This window comes from Chelativorans sp. ZYF759, from assembly GCF_012911015.1.
In the GTDB taxonomy this organism is placed as follows: Bacteria; Pseudomonadota; Alphaproteobacteria; order Rhizobiales; family Rhizobiaceae; genus ZYF759.
Genome location: NZ_WVVV01000004.1, coordinates 182,735 through 204,271, shown reverse-complemented (window position 1 = coordinate 204,271; position 21,537 = coordinate 182,735). Strand labels below are relative to the sequence as shown.

The 21,537-nt window shown below is 65.0% G+C and carries 20 protein-coding genes; 14 read left to right on the top strand and 6 right to left on the bottom strand.

Annotated elements, in window-relative coordinates:
• Window positions 1-22 precede the first annotated feature (22 nt).
• The 3 genes from GRZ55_RS08830 to GRZ55_RS08820 are packed head-to-tail and all read right to left on the bottom strand — an operon-like array spanning window position 23 to window position 2,830.
• Window positions 23-1,030: a TRAP transporter substrate-binding protein gene (locus tag GRZ55_RS08830; RefSeq protein ID WP_169286531.1), complete on the bottom strand. Its 1,008-nt coding sequence runs from the start codon at window positions 1,028-1,030 to the stop codon at window positions 23-25.
• 46 nt (window positions 1,031-1,076) lie between these two features.
• A complete protein-coding gene (locus GRZ55_RS08825; protein WP_169286530.1) occupies window positions 1,077-2,354 on the bottom strand; it encodes a TRAP transporter large permease in 1,278 nt (425 codons plus the stop codon).
• Window positions 2,351-2,830 (bottom strand): TRAP transporter small permease, encoded by a 480-nt coding sequence (locus GRZ55_RS08820; RefSeq protein WP_210257292.1) that lies wholly within the window; start codon window positions 2,828-2,830, stop codon window positions 2,351-2,353. The genes GRZ55_RS08825 and GRZ55_RS08820 overlap by 4 nt, the downstream gene beginning before the upstream one ends.
• Window positions 2,831-3,030: 200 nt before the next feature.
• Between GRZ55_RS08820 and GRZ55_RS08815 the strand changes: the two genes are divergently transcribed.
• The gene (locus GRZ55_RS08815) at window positions 3,031-4,074 is read left to right on the top strand and encodes a LacI family DNA-binding transcriptional regulator (protein WP_169286528.1); all 1,044 of its coding nucleotides are present in this window, start codon (window positions 3,031-3,033) and stop codon (window positions 4,072-4,074) included.
• On the opposite strand, the gene GRZ55_RS08810 is transcribed toward GRZ55_RS08815, so the two are convergent.
• A complete protein-coding gene (locus GRZ55_RS08810) occupies window positions 4,071-4,763 on the bottom strand; it encodes a GntR family transcriptional regulator (RefSeq protein ID WP_169286527.1) in 693 nt (230 codons plus the stop codon). The genes GRZ55_RS08815 and GRZ55_RS08810 overlap by 4 nt on opposite strands.
• Window positions 4,763-6,127 carry a formimidoylglutamate deiminase gene (locus tag GRZ55_RS08805; protein WP_169286526.1) on the bottom strand — a complete coding sequence of 455 codons (1,365 nt, stop codon included), beginning with the start codon at window positions 6,125-6,127 and terminating at the stop codon, window positions 4,763-4,765. Before GRZ55_RS08805 ends, GRZ55_RS08810 begins: the two co-directional genes overlap by 1 nt.
• A 115-nt stretch (window positions 6,128-6,242) precedes the next feature.
• Between GRZ55_RS08805 and hutI the strand changes: the two genes are divergently transcribed.
• Genes hutI through GRZ55_RS08770 form a run of 7 tightly spaced genes read left to right on the top strand, consistent with a single transcriptional unit; the run spans window position 6,243 to window position 14,598 of the window.
• A complete protein-coding gene (gene hutI, locus GRZ55_RS08800) occupies window positions 6,243-7,391 on the top strand; it encodes an imidazolonepropionase (RefSeq protein ID WP_169286525.1) in 1,149 nt (382 codons plus the stop codon).
• Window positions 7,385-8,902: a histidine ammonia-lyase gene (gene hutH, locus GRZ55_RS08795; protein ID WP_169286524.1), complete on the top strand. Its 1,518-nt coding sequence runs from the start codon at window positions 7,385-7,387 to the stop codon at window positions 8,900-8,902. The genes hutI and hutH overlap by 7 nt, the downstream gene beginning before the upstream one ends.
• Window positions 8,899-9,693 carry an N-formylglutamate deformylase gene (gene hutG / locus GRZ55_RS08790; RefSeq protein ID WP_169286523.1) on the top strand — a complete coding sequence of 265 codons (795 nt, stop codon included), beginning with the start codon at window positions 8,899-8,901 and terminating at the stop codon, window positions 9,691-9,693. The genes hutH and hutG overlap by 4 nt, the downstream gene beginning before the upstream one ends.
• A gap of 1 nt (window position 9,694) precedes the next feature.
• A complete protein-coding gene (hutU, locus tag GRZ55_RS08785) occupies window positions 9,695-11,380 on the top strand; it encodes a urocanate hydratase (RefSeq protein ID WP_169286522.1) in 1,686 nt (561 codons plus the stop codon).
• Window positions 11,381-11,401: 21 nt separating this feature from the next.
• Complete coding sequence (locus tag GRZ55_RS08780) at window positions 11,402-12,496, top strand: TRAP transporter substrate-binding protein (protein WP_169286521.1); 1,095 nt, start codon at window positions 11,402-11,404, stop codon at window positions 12,494-12,496.
• A gap of 58 nt (window positions 12,497-12,554) precedes the next feature.
• On the top strand, window positions 12,555-13,064 hold the full coding sequence (locus tag GRZ55_RS08775; RefSeq protein WP_169286520.1) for a TRAP transporter small permease subunit: 510 nt from the start codon (window positions 12,555-12,557) through the stop codon (window positions 13,062-13,064).
• Window positions 13,054-14,598, top strand: a complete 1,545-nt coding sequence (locus tag GRZ55_RS08770) for a TRAP transporter large permease subunit (RefSeq protein WP_210257280.1) — start codon at window positions 13,054-13,056, stop codon at window positions 14,596-14,598. Before GRZ55_RS08775 ends, GRZ55_RS08770 begins: the two co-directional genes overlap by 11 nt.
• Window positions 14,599-14,716: 118 nt before the next feature.
• Here the strand turns inward: GRZ55_RS08770 and GRZ55_RS08765 are convergent, their stop codons facing one another.
• Window positions 14,717-15,757, bottom strand: a complete 1,041-nt coding sequence (locus GRZ55_RS08765; protein WP_210257279.1) for a hypothetical protein — start codon at window positions 15,755-15,757, stop codon at window positions 14,717-14,719.
• Between the two features lie 41 nt (window positions 15,758-15,798).
• Here GRZ55_RS08765 and GRZ55_RS08760 point away from each other — a divergent pair, with 41 nt between their 5' ends.
• From GRZ55_RS08760 to GRZ55_RS08735, 6 genes are read left to right on the top strand one after another with little or no spacing between them, the layout of a single operon-like run.
• Window positions 15,799-16,302: a tripartite tricarboxylate transporter TctB family protein gene (locus GRZ55_RS08760; RefSeq protein WP_169286519.1), complete on the top strand. Its 504-nt coding sequence runs from the start codon at window positions 15,799-15,801 to the stop codon at window positions 16,300-16,302.
• Window positions 16,299-17,147 (top strand): sugar phosphate isomerase/epimerase, encoded by an 849-nt coding sequence (locus tag GRZ55_RS08755; protein WP_169286518.1) that lies wholly within the window; start codon window positions 16,299-16,301, stop codon window positions 17,145-17,147. The genes GRZ55_RS08760 and GRZ55_RS08755 overlap by 4 nt, the downstream gene beginning before the upstream one ends.
• Entirely contained in the window at window positions 17,144-18,601 is a 1,458-nt protein-coding gene (locus GRZ55_RS08750; RefSeq protein ID WP_169286517.1) for a mandelate racemase, read from the top strand. The genes GRZ55_RS08755 and GRZ55_RS08750 overlap by 4 nt, the downstream gene beginning before the upstream one ends.
• Before the next feature lie 19 nt (window positions 18,602-18,620).
• Complete coding sequence (locus tag GRZ55_RS08745; RefSeq protein WP_169286516.1) at window positions 18,621-19,646, top strand: NAD(P)-dependent oxidoreductase; 1,026 nt, start codon at window positions 18,621-18,623, stop codon at window positions 19,644-19,646.
• A complete protein-coding gene (locus GRZ55_RS08740; RefSeq protein ID WP_169286515.1) occupies window positions 19,633-20,340 on the top strand; it encodes a TetR/AcrR family transcriptional regulator in 708 nt (235 codons plus the stop codon). Before GRZ55_RS08745 ends, GRZ55_RS08740 begins: the two co-directional genes overlap by 14 nt.
• 11 nt (window positions 20,341-20,351) lie before the next feature.
• Window positions 20,352-21,401, top strand: coding sequence for a dihydrodipicolinate synthase family protein (locus GRZ55_RS08735; protein WP_169286514.1), 1,050 nt, complete (start codon window positions 20,352-20,354; stop codon window positions 21,399-21,401).
• Window positions 21,402-21,537 lie beyond the last annotated feature (136 nt).

The window sequence follows — 21,537 nt, the reverse complement described above, 5'->3', positions numbered from 1 at the left end:
ACCCCGGCATTTTCGTGATGGCCTATTCGCCGCGGATGCGGGCCAGCTCGGCCTGCATGCGCTCGATCACGTCGGCGCCGATGGTCTCGGCATGACGGTCATAGACGCCCGCCACCTCTTCGCGGATGCGGGTCATCTGGTCGGTATCGATCTCGTTGAAGGCCATGCCCTCTTCCTGCACCTTGGCCAGCGACCGGTCTGACAGCTCGCGGCTGACCCGCCGCTGCTCGTCGCGGCCGACCACCGCGCAGTCGCGCAGGATCTGCTGCTCTTCTTCCGAATAGGTGTCGAACATCGGCTTGGAAAACAGCACCATGAAGGGCGTGTAGGCGTGCTGCGTGGCCGACAGATAGTCCTGCACCTCGTAGAACTGCGAGGTGTCGATGGTCACATAGGGGTTCTCCTGCGCGTCGATGGCGCGCGTCTCGAGCGCCGTGAATACCTCACCGAAGGCCATCGGCGTGGCGTTGGCGCCCAGCGTCTGGAACGTGTCGAGGAAGATGTTGTTCTGCATCACCCGCACGCGCATGCCCTGGAAATCCTCGAGCGAGGTCACGGGCCGCACCGAATTGGTGAGGTTGCGGAACCCGTTCTCCCAGAAGGCGAGGTTCACCAGGTCGGATTCTTCCATCTTCTCGGCGATGAAGTCGCCGAAATCGCCATCGAGGACGGCGTCGGCCTCGGCCGCGTCGTTGAACAGGAACGGCAGGTCGAAGACGCCGAGTGCCGGTTCGATGCCGACCAGCGGCGAGGAAGAGGAGATCACCATTTCCTGCGTGCCGGAGCGCAGCGCCTGGGTGGCGGTAAGATCGTCTCCCAGTGCCGACGACCAGAAGGCGTTGAGTTCCCACGCGCCGTCGGTGCGCTCGGTCAGGCATTCCTCCATGGCGGCCACGCCATTGCCGACCGGATGGGTCTCGGCAATGCCGTTGGAGATGGTGATGGTGCGGCTCGAGATTTCCGCTGCGGCCGGCAATGCCACCAGCGCGGCGAGCGCGGTCGTCGCCGTCAGGGCCAGATAGGTCTTCATCGGTTCATTCCTCCCAAAAAGGTTGCGGTGTTCTTGTGCCTTCTTCTCAACGCAGCCACGCCAGCGGCGTGAGAACAAGCTCGGGGAACGCGATCAGCAGCAGCAGCACGGCGACCTGCGCGCCAAGGAAGGGCCACACGCCCCCGATGACCTTGCCGAGCGGCACGCGGGCCACGCCGCTGACCACGTTCAGGACGACACCCACCGGCGGCGTCAGAAGGCCGATGCAGGTGGTCATGACGAAGATGACGCCGAAATAGATCGGGTCGATGCCGGCAGCCCGGATCACCGGCATAAGGACCGGCGACAGGATCAGGATGGTGGGCGCCAGATCGAGCACCGTGCCCACCACCAGCACCAGAAGCACGATCACGAGCATCAGGAGCTTGGGATTGTCCATGACCGGGGCCAGGAAGCGGGTAATCTCGTTGGGAATGTTGGCCCGGGTGATGAGCCACGAGGTGACGAGCGCGGCCGACACGAGGAAAAGCACGACCGACGTCGTCTTGGCGGCGCGCAGCAGCACGAAATAGAGGTCGGCGGGCTTGAGTTCGCGGTAGATGAACATGCCCACGAAAAGCGCGTAGACGGCGGCGATCACGGCTGCCTCCGTCGGCGTGAAGATGCCGAAGCGAATGCCGCCCAGAATGATGACGGGCATCATCAGGGCCCAGCCAGCCTTGACGGTGGCCTGGAGGCGCTCCTGGCCCGAACGGCGCGGCAGGGGCTCGACGTTCTCCCGGCGCGAGACGATCATCCAGGCGCCGACCAGCGCCAGCGCCATGATCAGGCCCGGCACGATGCCGCCCATGAAAAGGCCGGTGATCGAGACATTGGCGGCGACGCCGAAGATGATGAAGGCGATCGACGGCGGGATCACGGGTGCGATCACGCCGCCGGCCGCCATCAGGCCCGCCGCACGGGGAACGTTGTAGCCGGCCTGGCGCATCATTGGGATCAGGATCGCCGCGAGCGCGGCCGAGTCGGCCGCGGCCGAGCCCGACAGCGAGGCCATGATGACGGCCGCGATGACGGCGACGATGCCGAGGCCACCCTTGATGTGGCCCACGAGCGCGGTCGCGAAATCGACGATGCGTCGCGACAGGCCGCCGGCATTCATCAATTCGCCGGCGAGCAGAAAGAAGGGGATCGCGAGAAGCGTGAAGGTATTTGCCCCGGTCACCATCTGCTGGCTGATGATCTGCGGGTTGAAGATGCCCATCCAGGTCATCAGCACCACGCCGCAAAACATCAGCGCGAAAGCGACGGGAACACCGACGGCCAGCGTGGCAAAGAGCGTGCCGAGGAAGACGCCAAGGATCATCGCTTGATCTCGCGCGCGGTGTCGCTTGCTTCAGGAATGTCGTACTCGCCGGTGAACTGGGCCATCTCGGCCTCCGTCACCCGTCCCGTCACGGCGCGCACGAGCCGGATCGCGGCGATCAGCGCGATCGCGGCGCCGGTGAAATAGGTGACGCCATAGACCCAGATCATGGAAAGCCCGATCACGGCCGCGCTCATCGAGGCATTGATGCCATGCTGCATCCAGGTGCCCCACAGGAGCACGACGGCGCAAAGCAGGATGATGGCGTTGGAGAGCGCGAGGCAGACGATGCGGCCCTTCGGCCCGAGCAGGCGCACGAAGGTCTCGACGCCGATGTGACCGTGCTCGCGGAACGTCAGCACCGCGCCGATGAAGGTCAGCCACACGAAAAAGTAGCGCGACATCTCCTCGGAGAAATTGATGCCGCTGTTGAAGCCATAGCGCAGGACGACATTGGTGAAGACCATTGCCACCATACCGGCCAGCAACGCCACCAATACGACCTCCGTCAACCGTACGATGACGGTCTCGAGCTGGGCGATTCTGCTCAAGCTTCCTCCCGATGTCATGCTTCGGCTGCGGTGGACGCGGCCGATCTCCTCTTGTGTCGAATTAGATGACAGCGTAAATCATTGTCAACAGCAGGCATCGATTATTGTTCGGATATCTCTTCTGAATGTCATCAAAAGATACTAGAAAACAATATCTTACGCTTAATGATGTGGCGCGGGAGGCGGGTGTTAGCGCAATCACGGCTTCGCGGGCCCTGCGCACGCCGGACATCGTGTCTTCGAAGACACGTGCACGGGTCGAGGCCGCCGTTGAGACGCTGGGATATGTGCCCAACCCGGCCGCGCAGGCGCTGGCTTCGGCGCGCTCGCGCCTGCTCGGCATCATCATTCCGTCGGTCACCAACCAGATCTTCGCCGATTTCATGGCCGGCATCATGGATGCGACGGAGGGCGGCCGCTTCGAACCGCAGTTCGGCAACACGCGTTATCGCATGCAGAGGGAGGTGGAGCTCCTGCGGCTTTTCGCAACGCAGCGGCCGGCCGGCATGGTGGTCACCGGCATCGACCAGTCGCCCGAAGCCCGGCGCATCCTCAAGCAGATGGCCTGTCCCGTCGTGCAGGTGCTGGAGGTCGGGAGCGATCCCATCGACATGATGATCGGCTGCGACCAGACGGAAGCGGGGCGTGCCGCGGTTCGCCACCTGATCGATCAGGGCTACCGGCGGATCGGGTTCCTGGGTGCACGGATGGACCCGCGCGCGCAGCGGCGTCTCGCCGGCTACCGCGACGTGCTGGCGGCGGCGGGGCTCGACGATCCCTCGCTCATCGTGACGACGCCGCAGCCCTCCTCGGCCAGCCTCGGCGGGCGTCTGATGGCCGATCTCCTGGCAGCGGCACCCGATCTCGATGCGGTCTTCTGCAACAATGACGACGTCGCGCTCGGCGCGCTGTTCGAATGCCAGCGTCAGGGGATCAGGGTGCCGAGCCAGGTCGGCATCGTCGGCTTCAACGATCTCGACGTGGTGTCGGTATCCGTCCCCTCGATCACTTCCGTGAGGACGCATCGCTACGACATGGGGGTTGAGGCGGTGCGCATGATCGAGGCCGCGATCGACGGCAACCCGCCGGCCATGGCGGTCATCAATCAGGGTTTTTCCCTGATGATCCGTCAGAGCACCCAGCGACGGCCGGAGAACGGTGCCGGCTAGAGCTTGGCTTCCATCCGGTAGCCGGGCGCATAGGTCAGTCTTACGAAGGTGATCGTGGCGGTGGGATTGCGGGTGGTCCGTTCGATCGCAAAGAGTGCGGCACCCTCCGCGCATTCCAGCTTGCCCGCCGCGTCCCGGTCGGCGGCCAGAGCATGGAAACCGATCTTTCCCCCGGAATAGGCGATGTTGCGCACGAGCCATTCGTTGGCGCTCAACGTACCGAATTCCACCTCACCCATCTTCACGATCTGCGGGTTTAGCCATCGGTCTTCCAGGCAGAACGGTCGTCCCTCTGCGAAGTGCAGCGCTGTCACATGGCGTAGGACCACATCCCGCGAGGTTTCAAATTCCGCCAGGACCTCGGCGGGTGGCGCCGCGAGCCGGTCGTCGATCAGGCGATAGCCATATTCCTGCGACCTGCCCTCGATGTCCTGCCGGATGATCGCGATCTCGAAGGTGGCCTTTCGCACCGGCGTTGTGGGGACGCGGGTGCCGCCCTTCCGGCGCCGTTCCAGAAGGCCGTCCTCGGCAAGGCTGCGCAGCGCGCGGTTGACGGTGGCTCTGGCGCAGCTGAACTCGGCCGCGAGCTCGGCCTCGTCGGGGATTCGCGCGCCGGGAGACCACAGCCCCGTATGGATGCGCCTCAGCGCTTCGGTGCGGATCGCCTGCCAGGACGCCGGACGCTTCATCAGGAGGCCTGCAGCCGCCGCGCGGTCTGGCGGTAGCGCTTCGTGATGGCGTCATGGTCGACGTGCCTTCCTGCGCGCACCTGGTGGCGCCCCGCCGCCCAGACGTCGCTGATGGCACGGTCGTCGGAAGCAAAGATCCAGCTGTCCAGCAGCGTGTCGCCCCGGCGTCCCTCGAGATCGATCCGGTCGGTGTCGAGTGCCATGAGATCGGCCAGCCGTCCGGCCTCGATCACGCCGGCATCGCGGGCCGTTGCCTGCGCCCCGCCGCGCGCGGCACTTTCCAAAAGCACTCGGCCGGTCGAACGGTCGGCGGTCGCGAGGGCGGCGCGCGAATGGTCGCGCAGGCGCTGCGAATGGTCCAGCGTGCGCAGCTCCTCCGACAGCGTGATGCGGATGTTGCTGTCCGACCCCACGCCGAAGGCGCCGCCGGCACCGGTCCATGCGACCCCGTCGAAAATCCCGTCGCCGAGGCTCGATTCCGTGATCGGGCACAGCCCCGCCACCGCCCCCGTTGCGGCCAGCTGCAATGTCTCCGCGCGCTGCATCTGGGTGCAATGGATCAGGCACCAGTTCCTGTCAACGGGCGCGTTGGCGAGGAGCCATTCGGTCGGTCGGGCGCCATAGGCTGCCTGCACCTCGTCGACCTCCGCCTCCTGTTCGGCCAGATGCATGTGGATCGGCCCGCTCTCGCGCAGGCCCAGGCAGGTGGCAAGCCCCTCTTGCGATACGGCGCGCAGGCTGTGCGGGGCAATGCCCAGCCGGGTGTCCTCGGGAAGTGCTGCCAGGGCGGCCTCCGCCTCCTCGAGAAGGCGGGCGAACCGTTCAGGATCGTTGCCGAACCGGATCTGGCCGGGGCCCAGCGGACGCCGGTCGCAGCCGCCATACTCGTAAAGCACCGGCAGCAGCGTCAGTCCGATTCCCGAGTGTGCCGCAGCTGCCGCGATGCGCTCCGACATTTCGCCCAGCCGCGCATAAGGTACCCCGCCAGGGGCGTGGTGCAGATAGTGGAACTCGCCCACCGCCGCATAGCCGGCTTCCAGCATCTCCATCTGTACGAAGGCTGCGATCGCCTCGACGTCGTCCGGGGTCAGTTGATCGAGGAAGCGGAACATCAATTGTCGCCAGGTCCAGAAGCTGTCGCGGGGGTCTGGGCCGCGGCGTTCGGTCAGGCCGGCCATCGCGCGCTGGAAGGCGTGGCTGTGCAGATTAGCGGGTGCCGGCAGAAGCGCGCCCACGCGGTGCGCATCGCCTGGAGGCGCGGTATTCGCCGCGATCCCGGCGATGAGATTGCCGTCGATCTCGACCGTGACATCCCGTGCCCAGCCATCGGCGGTAAGTGCCTGTTCAGCCCATACGATGTGCATGACAGTCCCCATTGACTCGAAAAATAAGTGTAGACATAATTTGCCATGCCGTGAGGGTAATCAAGTGAATTCACAGCGTCGCACCTTAACAAACGCGCGGTTGGCGGGGCCAGGAATGCCCGTCGAGGGTCTCGCCGCCATTGTTGTGGAGGGCGATCGTATCGCTTGGATCGGACCGGTGGCCGATCTTCCCCCCGGCCATCATGCGGCGGAAACGACCGATCTCGAAGGTCGCCTGGTCACGCCGGCACTGATCGATTGCCACACTCATATCGTACATGGCGGGAACCGCGCGGGCGAATTCGCGATGCGGCTCGAAGGCGCGAGCTACGAGGAAGTGGCACGCGCGGGCGGCGGCATCGTTTCCACCGTCAGTGCGACGCGGGGCGCCAGCGAAGACACGCTGCTTGCCCAGGCGCTGCCGCGTCTCGACGCGCTTCTGGCCGAAGGTGTGACGACGATCGAGGTCAAGTCCGGCTACGGGCTCGACCTGGAGACCGAGCTTCGCATGCTTCGCGCGGCCCGTCGGCTGGAAGAGTTGCGTCCCGTCCGGGTGCGCACCAGCTTCCTCGGCGCGCACGCCCTGCCGGCCGACTATAAGGAGCGTCCCGACGCCTATCTGGACGAGGTTTGCCTGCCGGCGCTGCGCGCCGCCCATGCCGAGGGACTGGCCGACGCCGTCGACGGTTTTTGCGAGAACATCGCCTTCTCGGCACAGCAGATAGAGCGCGTTTTCGTGGAGGCGCGCGCGCTGGGGCTGCCGGTCAAGCTTCATGCCGAGCAGCTTTCGCATCAGGGTGGAACGGCGTTGGCGGCCCGCTTCAACGCTCTTTCGGCCGATCATGTGGAATATGCGACCGAGGCGGATGCGCGCGCCCTGGCGGCTTCCGGCACCGTCGCCGTGCTCCTGCCCGGCGCCTTCTACTTCCTGCGCGAGACGCAGGCGCCGCCGATCGAGGCGTTCCGCGCCCACGGCGTGGCGATGGCGCTCGCCACCGACTGCAATCCGGGCTCCTCGCCGCTGACCTCGCTTCTGTTGACCATGAACATGGCGTGCACGCTTTTCCGCCTCACGCCCGATGAGGCGCTACGGGGTGTCACGATCAACGCGGCCCGCGCGCTCGGGCTCGATGATTGCGGCGAGATCGCTGTCGGCAAGCGCGCCGACCTTGCGGTCTGGGATGTCGAGACCGCGGCGGAACTCGCCTACCGGATCGCCTTCAACCCCCTGCATTCGCGCTATTTCGGAGGACGCCCATGCTGACGTTGACGCCCGGCGCCACGTCGCTTGCCACGCTGGAAACCCTGTGGCGGGAGGGCCTGCCGTGCCGGCTCGACGGCGCGGCACGTGCCGGGGTCGAGGCGGCTGCGGCACGCGTGCAGGAGGCAGCCGAGGGCGAGGTGGCCGTCTATGGCGTCAATACCGGCTTCGGCAAGCTTGCCTCGGTGAAGATCGCGGGAAAGGATACCGCGACCCTCCAGCGCAACCTCATCCTCAGCCATTCTTCCGGCGTCGGCGAGCCGATGGATGTCGCGACCACGCGTCTGATGATGGCGCTCAAGCTGCTCAGTCTGGGTCGCGGCGCCTCGGGTGTTCGCTGGGACGTCATCGCCCAGATCGAGGCGATGCTGGCGGCGGGCGTCACCCCTGTCGTGCCGTCTCAAGGGTCGGTCGGCGCCTCGGGCGATCTGGCACCGCTTGCCCATATGAGCGCGGTGATGATCGGCGCAGGCGAGGCGATCTACGAAGGCGCGCGCATGCCAGGCGCCGACGCGCTCTCCAAAGCCGGTCTCACGCCCCTCACGCTCGGCCCCAAGGAAGGCCTGGGCCTCATCAACGGAACGCAGTTCTCGACGGCGCTTGCGCTTGTGGGCCTCTTTGAGGGCTGGCGCAGCGTTCAGGCGGCGCTCCTCACCTCATGCCTCAGCACCGACGCGATCATGGGTTCGACCGCGCCGCTGGAGGAAGAGATCCACGGCCTGCGCGGCCATCGCGGCCAGATCGAGGTGGCAGGCGCCATGCGCGGGCTGATGGCGGGCTCGGTGATCCGCGAAAGCCACCGCGAGGGCGACGCGCGGGTCCAGGATCCCTATTGCATCCGTTGCCAGCCCCAGGTGCTGGGCGCTGCCGTCGACCTTCTGCGCTTCGCCGCGACGACGCTCGAGACCGAGGCGAACGCGGTGACCGACAATCCGCTGGTAGTAAGCGCCGGCATCCTGTCCGGCGGTAATTTCCACGCCGAGCCGGTGGCTTTTGCCGCCGACATCATCGCGCTCGCACTGGCCGAGATCGGGGCCATCGCCCAGCGTCGCGTGGCACTGATGGTCGACCCCACGCTGAGCCACGATCTGCCGCCCTTCCTCACCCCGGATGCCGGGCTGAACTCCGGCTACATGATCGCCGAGGTGACGACGGCCGCGCTGATGAGCGAGAACAAGCATCTGGCGAACCCGTGTTCTACCGACTCCACGCCGACCTCGGCCAATCAGGAGGACCATGTCAGCATGGCTGCCCACGGTGCGCGGCGCCTGTTGCGCATGAACGCGAACCTGTCGGTCATTCTGGGAGTCGAGGCCTTGTGTGCCGCGCAGGGGATCGACTTCCGCGCCCCGTTGAAGACGGCCCCGCGCCTTCAGGCCGCGATCGACGCGCTGCGCACCGAAGTAGCGACGCTCGATCAGGACCGTTATCTCGCGCCCGACATCGAGGCGGCGGCGCGTCTCGTCCGCGACGGCGCGCTCTGCCGCGCCGCCGAATTGGAGTTCGCCCTGTGAAGCCGGTCGAGGTGTCCCGCGGGGAGGGGCCGCTCGTGCTTGGACTGCCGCATACCGGGACCTGGCTGCCGGACGACATCTGGCAGAAGCTCAACGAACGTGGCCGGCTCCTTGCCGATACCGACTGGTATGTCGATCGTCTCTATGAGGGGCTGCTGCCCGGCGCCACCACGGTACGGGCCAGTTTCCACCGCTACGTGATCGATGCCAACCGCCCCCCAGACGATGAAAGCCTCTATCCTGGGCAGAACACCACCGGGTTGGTGCCGACGACCGATTTCGACGGCGAGCCGATCTGGATCGAAGAGCCGGATGCCGAGGCGATCGACGCGCGGCGGGTCGCCTACCACGCACCCTATCATGCTGCGCTTGCAGCCGAACTCGAGCGGGTGAGGTCACGGCACGGCATTGCGATCCTGTATGACTGCCATTCGATCCGCTCGCATATCCCGTTCCTCTTCGAGGGCGTGCTTCCCGATCTCAATATAGGCACCGCCAATGGCACGACTTGTGACGCGCGGTTCGAGCAGGCGGTGACGGAAATCTGCGCCCGTGCCGAAGGTTACACCAGCATCCTCAACGGGCGATTCAAGGGCGGCTGGACCACGCGCTGTTACGGCCGCCCGGCGGAGGGACTGCATGCGATCCAGATGGAGCTTGCGCAATCCACCCATCTGGACAGCGAAGAGCCGCCCTTTTCCTATTCCGAGGCAAAGGCGGCGCGCCTGCGACCCCTGCTTGCCGACATCCTCAACCGACTGGCCGATCTGGCCCTGAAAGCAAGGACCTGACATGTCCAATCCGCGCCACAACATCCGCGATGTCTTCCCGCCGACCGGCACCGAGATCAGCGCCAAGAGCTGGCTCACCGAAGCGCCGATGCGCATGCTCATGAACAATCTGCACCCCGACGTGGCCGAGAACCCGCACGAACTGGTGGTCTATGGCGGCATCGGGCGGGCGGCGCGCACCTGGGACGATTTCGACCGCATCGTCGCCGCGCTGAAGGAGCTGGAAAGCGACGAGACGCTGCTGGTGCAGTCGGGAAAACCCGTTGGCGTGTTTCGCACCCATGCGGACGCACCGCGCGTGCTGATCGCCAACTCCAATTTGGTGCCGCATTGGGCGACTTGGGAGCATTTCAACGAGCTCGACCGCAAGGGGCTGGCCATGTACGGCCAGATGACCGCCGGCAGCTGGATCTATATCGGCACGCAGGGCATCGTGCAGGGCACCTACGAGACCTTCGTGGAGGCCGGGCGCCAGCATTATGGCGGTGACCTCAAGGGCAAGTGGATCCTCACTGCCGGGCTCGGCGGCATGGGCGGCGCGCAGCCCCTGGCGGCCGTCATGGCGGGCGCGTGCTGCCTCGCCGTCGAATGCGATGAGACGCGGGCCGATTTCCGTATCCGCACGCGCTATTGCGACGAGAAGACCCACAGCCTCGACGAGGCGCTGGCGATGATCGAGCGCTGGACCAGGGCCGGCGAGGCGAAGTCCGTCGCGCTGATCGGCAATGCGGCCGAAGTGTTCCCCGAACTCGCCAAACGCATGAAGGAAGGCGGGCCGCGCCCCGACATGGTGACCGACCAGACATCGGCCCATGATCCCCTGCACGGTTATCTGCCGGTCGGCTGGAACGTCCCGGAATGGCGTGCCCGGCAAGAAAGCGATCCCAAGGCGGTCGAGAAGGCCGCGCGCGCCAGCATGAAGACCCATGTGGCCGCCATGGTCGAATTCTGGAACGCTGGCGTGCCGACGCTCGATTACGGCAACAACATCCGCCAGGTCGCCAAGGAAGAGGGGCTGGAAAATGCCTTTGCCTTCCCCGGTTTCGTGCCGGCCTATATCCGCCCGCTTTTCTGCCGCGGCATTGGCCCCTTCCGCTGGTGCGCGCTGTCGGGCGATCCGGAGGACATCTACAAGACCGACGCCAGGATGAAGGAGCTCTTCCCCGAGAACGAGCATCTCCATCGCTGGCTCGACATGGCGCGCGAGCGCATCGCCTTCCAGGGGCTGCCCGCCCGCATCATGTGGATCGGCCTCGGCGACCGGCACAAGGCGGGGCTGGCCATCAACGAAATGGTGCGCAATGGCGAATTGAAGGCCCCGGTCGTCATCGGCCGCGATCATCTGGATTCAGGCTCCGTCGCCTCGCCGAACCGCGAGACGGAGGCGATGCAGGATGGCTCGGACGCCGTCTCCGACTGGCCGCTTCTCAACGCGTTGTTGAACTGCGCGTCGGGTGCCACCTGGGTCAGCCTGCACCATGGCGGCGGCGTGGGCATGGGCTTCTCCCAGCACTCGGGAATGGTCATCTGCTGCGACGGCACCGCAGATGCCGACCGGCGCATCGCCAACGTGCTCTGGAACGACCCCGCGACCGGCGTGATGCGCCACGCCGACGCGGGTTATGAAACTGCCATCGACTGCGCGCGCGAACACGGGCTGAACCTGCCCGCAATCCTGAAAGACTGAACCCAAGAAAAGGAGAGGGACATGAAAAGACGTACATTTCTCACCGCCGCAACGGTAGGCGCTGCAGCAACCACGCTGGCCGCGCCCGCAATTGCGCAGGATGTCATACGCTGGCGACTAGTTTCGGCATGGCCACGCAACCTGCCGGGGCCGGGTATCGCCGCGCAGATGCTCGCCGACCGCATCACCACGCTGTCGGGCGGACGTATCGAGGTCGAGCTGTTCGCAGCCGGCGAGATCGTGCCGGGTCCCGGCGTATTCGACGCCGTCGGAGAAGGCACGGCCGAGATCTACCACGCCGTCCCGGCTTACTGGGGCTCGAAGTCCAAGGGCATCCTGCTCTTCGGCTCGCAGCCGCTCGGCCTCAACGCCATCGAGCAGCACGGCTGGATGCTGCATGGCGGCGGTCAGGAACTCTATGACGAGATGTATGCCCGCTTCAATCTGAAGCCCTTCCTGTGCGGCAATTCGGGTCCGCAATGGGCCGGCTGGTTCCGCAACGAGATCAACAGCGTCGACGATCTGCGCGGCCTGCGCTACCGCACGACGGGTCTCAACTCCGAGGTGATGTCCAAACTCGGCGTTGCCGTCGAGGCGATGCCCGGACCGGCAATGTTCCAGGCGCTCCAGTCGGGCGCGCTCGATGCGGGCGAGTTCATCGGCCCGTGGTCGGATTCCGCGCTCGGCTTCCAGCAGGTCGCGCCCTATTATTACGACAACGGCGTCGGCGAGCCTTCGTCGGCCGAGGAATGCGCCATCAATCTGGATGCGTGGAACGCGCTCGATGACGATCTGAAGCGGGTCGTCGAATTCGCCGCCGAGAGCCTCTACAACCCTGTTCTCACGGAATACAACACCATGCATGCGCGTTCCCTGCGCGAGCTGGTTGCGGCGGGTACCGAAGTGCGCCAGTGGCCCGAGGAGATCATCGTGGCGATGGGCAACGCGATGGGAGAGGTGATGGACGAGCTTCTGGCCGACAGCGACGAACTGGTCGTGCGCATCGCCGAGAGCTTCCTCGAGTACCGCAACCTCATGGTCGAGTATATGAGCCATTCGGAGACCGCCCAGCTTGCCGCGCGCGAGCTCGACTTCGACTATGGCGGCAGCAACTGACCTTGAACTTCAGCGGCAGGCGGGCATCCCGCCTGCCGCTCATTGACGGAAAGCCGCCATGACGCGCATCGCCGACGGACTGGACAACATCAACCGCGCCACGGGTGCGGTGGTGATGTGGCTTGCGCTGGCCATGGTGCTCCTGCAGTTCACCCTCGTCCTCTTGCGCTACGTCTTCGGTGTGGCCTCGATCTTCTGGAGCGAGGGTGTCCTCTATCTCCACGCATCCATCTTCATGCTCGGCGCCGGCTACACGCTGTGGGTCAACGGCCACGTGCGGGTCGACATATTCTATGCGCGCTTCTCGCCGCGCGGGCAGGCGGCCATCGACATTTTCGGCCATCTGGCGCTTCTGGCGCCTGCCCTGATCATGCTGCTCTACTGGTCCTGGCCGATGGTGCAGCGCTCCTGGGCGATCCGCGAGGGGCCGATCTCGGTCGGCGGCATCCCGGCGGCCTTCCTGCTCAAGTCGCTGGTGCCGGCCTTCTGCATCCTGCTTCTCATCCAGGGCACCTCGGCGCTCATCCGCGACCTCATCCGCCTCAAGAGGGGGGACGATGCCGCTTGATCTCCTGATGTTCGCCGCGCTCATCATCTTCATCCTGATGGGCTATCCGGTGGCCTTCACCATTGCGGGCATCGCCTCGGCCTTCGCGCTGTTCGGCTGGTGGATGGACGCCTTCCCCATCAATCTGATGGGCGCGCTTGGCCAGCGCTTCTTCGGCGTCATGACCAACCCGGTGCTCACCGCCATCCCGCTCTTCGTTCTCATGGGCGTCGTTCTGGAGAAGTCGCGCATCGCGGAGGAATTGCTGGAGACGATGGGCCGGCTTTTCGGCCAGATCCGCGGCGGGCTCGGTGTCTCGGTCATGGTGGTCGGGGCGCTGCTGGCCGCCTCCACCGGCATCGTGGGCGCGACGGTGGTGGCCATGGGCCTCATCGCGCTGCCGGCAATGCTGCGCAATGGCTATGATCCCAGGCTGGCGGCCGGTGCGGTCTGCACGGCCGGCACGCTGGGCCAGATCATCCCGCCGTCCACGCTCCTGATCATCCTGGCCGAAGTCATGTCGTCGGCATTCCAGCAGGCGCAATACTCGCAGGGACGCTTCTCCATCGAGACGATTTCGGTGGGCCAGACCTTCGCCGCCGCCCTGGTTCCCGGCCTGCTCCTGGTCGCGATCTATATCGGCTACATCCTCGCCCGCGCCTTGTTGCGGCCCCAGGATGCGCCTGCGATGCGCGAGAGGGTTGAGGAAGTCTCCACCGCGCAGGTCCTCGGGGCAATCCTGCCGCCCGTCATCCTCATCGTTGCGGTGCTGGGCGCGATTCTGGGGGGCATCGCCTCGCCGAACGAGGCAGCCAGCGTCGGCGCCGTCGGCGCGATCCTCCTGGCCGGTTATCGGCGCGGCGCCCCGCGCTGGCTGATCCTGTCGGGTGCCCTGGCGCTGCTGGCGCTGGCGGTTGCGGCCGGCATCGCGCCCGTCCGGCTCCAGCGCAGTGATGCCGGCGCGCTGCAATACACGGTTGGCGCCATTTACGGCCTGCTCGGCCTCTGGGGCATGGTGGCGGTGGTCTTCGGACTTCTCGCGCTCGCGCGGCAGAAGATGATCATCCCCGCGCTGGCCCAGACCCTGAGCGTCACCGCGATGATCTTCGCCACCATCCTGATGGCCTCCTATTTCAGCCTGGTCTTCGTCGGGCTGGGCGGCGAGCACCGCGTGGCCGCTATCATCGATGCCTTGCCCGGCGGCCCCACCGGGGCACTTCTCTTCGCCATGGCGTTCATCTTCCTGATGGGCTTCTTCCTGGATTTCGTCGAGATATCGGTGATCCTGCTGCCGCTCCTGATCCCGCCGCTCATCCTCATGGGGCACGATCCGATCTGGCTTGCCGTGCTGATCGCGGTCAATCTGCAGACCTCGTTCCTCACGCCACCCTTCGGGTTCTCGCTCTTCTATCTTCGCGGGGCGGCGCCCAAGAGCGTGACGACGGGCATGATCTACCGTGGCGTGGTGCCCTTCATTCTCCTGCAGGCTGTCGCCATCCTCATCATCTGGATGGCACCGCCCATCGCCACCTGGCTGCCCAACGCCCTGTTCTGAGTGGCCGGTACAAGCCCGCGGCCGCAAGGATGGGATCGAATAGGCAACGGCCAGCGAGGGTCGGTGCTGGTCAGGTCGGCGCGATGGCAACGCTTCCCGATGGTGGCGGCCGGCTCGATCAGCGAGCCGAATCTCCCGTTGGACGATAGTTCGCCAACAAGAAATGGATGGCAATGCCCAAAGCGGCAATTACCGCTGCCGCCACCGACAGCAATGTGACGTGGGCGGCGCTGAAGGCGGCCTTGCCGGCCGCGATGAGCGCCGCACCCTGTTCGGCCGGCAGTTGATTGGCCACCAGATAGGTGTCCCCGATCGAACGGCTGGCCTGTTGGGCCAACGGCAACGCCAGGTCCGGTGGCAGATCGATCGCGCGGCTGAAGACGCTTGCCATGAACACGCCGAACAGCGTGATACCGAGGCCTGTGCCCAGTTCGTAACCCGTGCCCTCCAGCGATCCCGCCGCACCGCCTTTTTCAGCTTCCACAGATCCCATGATGGCGATGGATGACGCCGTCAGTCCGATGCTCAGGGTAAGGCCGACAAGCGCGAGAGCGGCGGGAACGGCTAATCCCGGATTATGGAAGTCGGCACTGCCAAGATAAGCCAGCGACCCGGCACCGATCAGCAACGACATTGTCGCCACCGGGCGCAGGCCAAAACTGTTCGACAAGAAGCCTGCGGCGGGACCGCCGATTGCGGCCGCCACCATGATCGGGATCATGAAAATGCCCGCTTGGAGAGGCGTCTTGCCGATCACATATTGCAGTTCCAGAGCCAATGTCAGCTCGACACCAGCCAGGGCACCCGTGGCAACCAGCGCCATGATAATGCCGGCCAGGATGGCGGGGTGGGAAAACAGGGACAAGTCCAGCATCGGACCGTCCGATCGCAGCTGCTTTCTCACGAAGAGCAACATCATCACGACCCCGAACGCCACGATCGGAAGAGCAAGGGCGAGCGGTTGGCCGCCGCCGAACCCGGCCTTTGCGGCGTAAACAAGAGAGATAATGCCGGCGATCAGCAACAGCGCCTGACCGATGTGCCATTTGCCCGGCGTCATTGCTTCCGTGCGTGGCAGAAGAACATAACAGGCCGGCGCGACCACGAGCATGATCGGTACGTTTATGAGGAACACCGAGCCGAGACCTGCCTCGCTCAAGCGGCGCCATTCTCGATGACCGAAATCGAAGGAGATCTGTCTTGAAGCTCAGCGCTCCCTCCAGAGCCGACGTCATCTCGGGTCTCGTTGTCACCGTCATGGGTGTTGCCGGGCTGGTCGAGTCATGGCGCATGCCCCGATTTGAGAACCGCAACGCCGATCCGTTCACCGTGCCTGGCCTCACCCCCGGTCTGATCAGTATTGCATTGGCGGTCCTGGGACTGGTGCTGGTCTTGCGTGCGCTCTCCAGTGGCGGCGCGAAGGACCTGCCGATCCTGCATTGGACGGCCACGAGCGCGGCCCGAACGGCTTTCACGCTCGTCACCGTTGGGGTGTACGGATTCTTCCTGTTTGGGCAGGTTCCGTTTCTCGTGGCCACGGCACTGTTCATATTTGTTTTCACGGTCGGTGCGGAACTCCTGAACCGGGAGCGTCGACTGGCTCTTCTGCCACTGATTGCGGGCGCGCTTGTGCTGTCGGTCTGCGTCGCGTTCACGGTCCGCTTCGTGTTCGTCGAGGTCTTCCTCGTGAGGTTTCCCGGATGAGACACGCCCGAATATCGCTTTGCAACGAAGTGCTGGCGCCGCTGTCGTTCGAAGAGCAATGCGCTCTGGCCGCCCGGCTTGGCTATGTCGGGCTCGAGGTCGCACCCTTCACGCTGTCGGACGATCCTGCGCGCATCCCAGCAAGCAGTCGCGCTGAGCTGCGTCGCGCGGCCGAAAACGAAGGCATCTCGATCACCGGGCTGCATTGGCTGCTGAACGTGCCTGCCGGGCTCTCCCTGACCAGCGATGACATGGCAACCGTTTCACGAACCCGTGCCCATATGACCGCCATGATCGAGCTTTGCGCAGATCTGGGCGGCCGCGTGCTTGTCCACGGGTCGCCACAGCAGCGCCGTCTTGCCGACGCGCGCGACCCCCGGCGCGCCCGCGATGCGGCAGTCGCCCATCTGCGCCATGCGGGAGAAGCCGCGGCGCAGCACGGCGTCACCTATTGCCTTGAACCGCTCGCCCCGACCCTGACCGATTTCGTCAACACCATCGACGAGGCAGCGGAAGTCGTAGCGGAAGTGGCATCGCCCGCTTGCGGCACCATGATCGACACGCTGGCCGCCTGGGGTGGCGAGGCGGAGGAGCCGGACATGCTGATCCGTCGGCATTTGCCCGCCGGCCATATCCGCCATGTCCATCTCAACGATGACAACCGTCGTGCGCCGGGACAAGGCGCGCGGCGCTTCGCGCCTATCATGCGCGCCCTCCACGATCTCGACTATGACGGCATCATCGCGGTGGAGCCGTTCGACTATTTTCCCGATGGCTCGACCGCAGCCGCGCGCGCCATCGGCTATCTCCAGGGTATTTGCGAAGAGTTCGGGAGCCGCACATGACCACGCCACGTGTCAGGTTGGGCGAAACCAGGTTGGGCATAGACAACGCCTTCGCGCGTATGCCTTTCCGTTTTGGCGTAATCACGATGGAGGCTGCCGCCTCTCTCTCGCTCGAACTCGACGTCATTATCGACGGCCGCAAATTTGTCGGCCGGGCGTCGGACCTTCTGGCCTACAAATGGTTCGACAAGCGGCCCGAGAAGACGCCCGCCGACAATGTTGCGGACCTTTTGTGGGTCGTGGAAGTTGCATCGTCGTTGGCGCGCGATCTGCCGGAAGGGACGCCATTCGAACTCTGGCGGCAACTTGACGCCGCCGTCGACCGCGCTGCGGTGGACGGCGGCTTTAACAGGCTCGGAGCGTCTTTCGGTGTCTCTATGATCGAGCGCGCGATGATCGACGCCGTGGGCAAGGCACGGGGCATGAGTTTCCGACGCATGCTCTCAGCCGACACGCTTGGACTGCGTCCGGGCGAGGTTTTCCCCGAACTGGAAGGGATCGGGGTCGACGAGGTGCTGCCGGCATCCCCCCTGTCGCGACTGGATCTGCGTCACACGGTCGGGCTCGTTGATCCGCTGACGTCGCACGACAGTCTTGACCCGGTTGGGGACGGATTGCCCGAGACGCTTGAGGATTATCTCCGCCACGACGGTGTCCGTTATCTCAAGATCAAGGTCGGCGGCGACCTGACGGCGGATCAGGAGCGTCTGGAAGCCATTGCGGGGCTGCTCTCGGTTGGCGGATTCCGCGTTTCCGTCACGCTGGACGGCAACGAGCAATATCGCCGCCTTGAAGATTTCGCGGCGCTTATGGAAGCGGTCCGTACCCGCCCGTCACTGGCTGATCTCTATGGGTCGATCCTGTTCGTCGAACAGCCGCTGGAACGGTCGGTGGCGCTTTCGGGAACCCTGGATCGCGCGGCGCTGGACACGATCGGGCGGCCGCTGTTGATCGACGAGGCCGACGGTTGGACGAGCGCCTTCCGCGAGGCAATCGATCTCGGCTATCGCGGCGTGAGCCACAAGAACTGCAAGGGCGTGATCCGCTCGGTCCTCAATGCCATGCTTGCCGCCCGCCATAGCCGAATTGCCGGCGAGCCGGGTGCCTATTTCCAGTCGGCCGAGGATCTGACATGCCTTCCGGTCGTGTCGCTTCATGCCGATCTGGCTGTGGTTGCTGCGCTCGGCATCACCCATGTCGAGCGCAACGGGCACCACTATTTCCGGGGCCTCGACCACCTGCCCGCGCAGGAGGCCGAAGCCGCGCTGGCGGCCCACCCCGACCTTTACGAACGAGCCGGCGAGCGCATCCAGCTCGCCATTCGCGACGGCGCGCTTTCGGTCGCCTCGCTCGATACGCCGGGTCTGGCCTCTACTGTCCAGCCCGATCTCGCCCGTCGCGTGGCACCAAAGGATTGGTCCTTCGCGATGTTGAACGACAAGAAAAACGCTTGATAATCAAGGGAATACTGAAATGAATGCTTGGCCGATCGAAATCCGCAACGAAGACGAACTGGAAGAGTTGCTGTCGCGCCCGAGCGATCAGCTCGTGAAGACGCTTGCCGGCGTGGACGGCGACATCACGATCCTAGGCGTCGGCGGCAAGATGGGGCCAACGCTGGCGCGCATGGCCAAGCGGGCAGCGCCGGGCAAGCGCGTCATCGGCGTGGCCCGCTTCTCCGAGCCGGGACTGAAGGACAAACTACATCGCTGGGACATCGAGACGGTGGAATGCGACCTGCTCGATCCTGCGGCGGTGGAGAAGCTGGAAAAGACGGCCAATGTCGTCTTCATGGCCGGGCGCAAGTTTGGATCGGCCGGTAACCAGTCGCTCACATGGGCCATGAACGTGCATGTGCCGGCAATCGTTGCCGAAGCCTTCCAGGAAGCGCGGATCGTCGCGTTCTCGACGGCCTGCGTCTATCCCTTCGTGGACATTGCAGGGCAGGGCGCGCGGGAGGATCTCGAACTCAACCCGCCCGGCGAATACGCCAATTCCTGCGTGGGGCGCGAGCGGATGTTCGAGCATTTCTCGCGCACCCGTGGCACGAAGGTGTCGCTGATCCGCCTGTCCTATGCCATCGACCTGCGCTATGGCGTCTTGCACGATGTGGCGAGCGCGGTCCAGGCGGGCGAACCGGTGCAGATCGACAGCGGACATTGCAACGTCATCTGGCAGGGCGACGCCAATGACATCGCGTTGCAATTGCTGGCGCATGCGGACTCCCCGCCCTTCGTGCTCAACCTTTCGGGTCCCGAACTTGTCAGCGTGCGCCGGCTTGCCGAGAAATTCGGCGAGAAATTCGGAACAGAGCCGGTTCTTGCCGGCCGAGAACAGGATATGGCCTGGATCGTGGATACCAGCCTTCAGCAGCAGCTCTTCGGCTATCCAAGCGTTCCGCTGCCGCGACTGATCGACTGGACCGCCAGATGGCTGTCGGACGGCGGACGCTCGCTCGGCAAGCCGACGCATTTCGAGGTGCGTGATGGCACCTACTAGGAACGAAGGCACCCGAGACGGGCCGGACAAGCAGCATCCTGACGAGCCCGAAAAGCCTCGCCAACAGCGCGATGCTGCGGCGACGCGCGCCCGTATCCTCAAGGCGGCGGAGAAGGAATTCGCTCGCAAGGGGCTGAAGGGCACGCGCATCGACGCGATCGCCCGTCTCGCCAGATGCAACAAGGCGATGATCTATCACTACTTCGGGAGCAAGGAGGATCTCTTCAGTGCGGTGCTGGAAGAGACCTACAGCAAGATCCGAACTGCGGAACACGCCCTCGATCTCGCGCACCGATCGCCGCAAGAGGCGATGCGTGAACTGATCATCTTCTCATTCGACTATGTGAGCCAGCATCCCGAGTTCATTTCCCTGATCAACGACGAGAACATGCACGGTGGGGTCCACGTCTCGCACTCCGCGCGCGCGCGCGATCTCAACAGCCCCCTCGTTGCACTGATCGCGGAGATCCTGAAGCGTGGAGAAGCTGATGGCGTTTTTCGCTCCGGGGTAGATCCGGTGCAGCTCTACATCTCGATCGCGAGCATTTGCTATTTCTACGTCGCCAACAGGCACACCCTGTCCGCCATCTTCGATCTGCCCAAGACCCAGGAGACGCTGGAGATTCGCCGGCAGCACGTCATTGAAGTCATCCTCGGATATCTCCGCCCCGTCGCTTCGCCAACCGAAGACTGAAAGCGCTCTCCATGAAGATCCACGACATCCCTGCCACTCCGCTTGCCGCCTTGCGCAAGGGGGGCGTGATCCCGGCCCACCCACTGGCGCTTGACGCCACGCGCACGCTCGACCCGCGCCGGCAGCGGGCGCTTTCGCGCTACTATCTCGATGCGGGTGCGATTGGCCTTGCGGTGGGCGTCCATACCACCCAATTCGAAATCCGCGACCATGGCCTGCTCGAGCCTGTGCTGTCCCTCGCCGCCGAGGAGGCCGCGCGGCACATGAGCGAGCCGTTTCTCGTGGCGGGCGCCGTCGGCAAGACCGGGCAGGCGGTGGCCGAGGCCAAGCTTGCGCGCGCCAAGGGCTATCATGCGGTTCTGCTGGGCCTTGCTGCCATGAAGGATGCCGGGGAGGACGAGTTGATCGCGCATTGCCGCGCGGTGGCTGAGGTCATGCCAGTCATCGGCTTCTACCTCCAGCCGGCAGTGGGGGGACAGGTGCTGCCGTACCGATTCTGGCGGCGCTTCGCCGAGATCGACAATGTCGTGGCCATCAAGATGGCCCCTTTCAACCGATACCGTACTCTCGACGTGGTGCGGGCCGTGGTGGATGCCGGCGCGCAGGATCGCATCACGCTCTATACCGGTAATGACGATCACATCGTCGCCGACCTCCTGACCCGTTTCAGTTTCCCACGCAACGGCGAGACAGTCAGCGTTCGCATCAAGGGAGGACTGCTCGGCCACTGGGCCGTGTGGACGAAGCGCGCGGTTGAATTGCTCGATGACATCCACAATCGCGAGGCGGCCCGCTCCCCCTCGCAGTGGCTGGAGCTGGACGCGCGCACCACGGATGCCAATGGCGTCCTGTTTGATGTCGCCAATGATTTCGCCGGTTGCATTGCCGCAATCCACGAAGTGCTCCGTCGTCAGGGGCTTCTGGAAGGTATCTGGTGCCTCAACCCGGATGAGACGATGGGGCCGGGCCAGAAGGCGGAACTCGACCGGATCGCCCGCGACTATCCAGAACTCAACGACGACGATTTCGTGCGCGCAAATCTGGGGCGCTGGCTTTCATAATCGTCGCCAGGTGTCCGTCGTTCCAAACGCAAGACGTGCAGACCTCCCCATCTTCGAGGTCCCAGAAGCGCTGGCCTGGGGTCGGCATGTCAGCGACCATCGCGACGCCTGGGAAATCGTTCGCCGGGCTGACCAC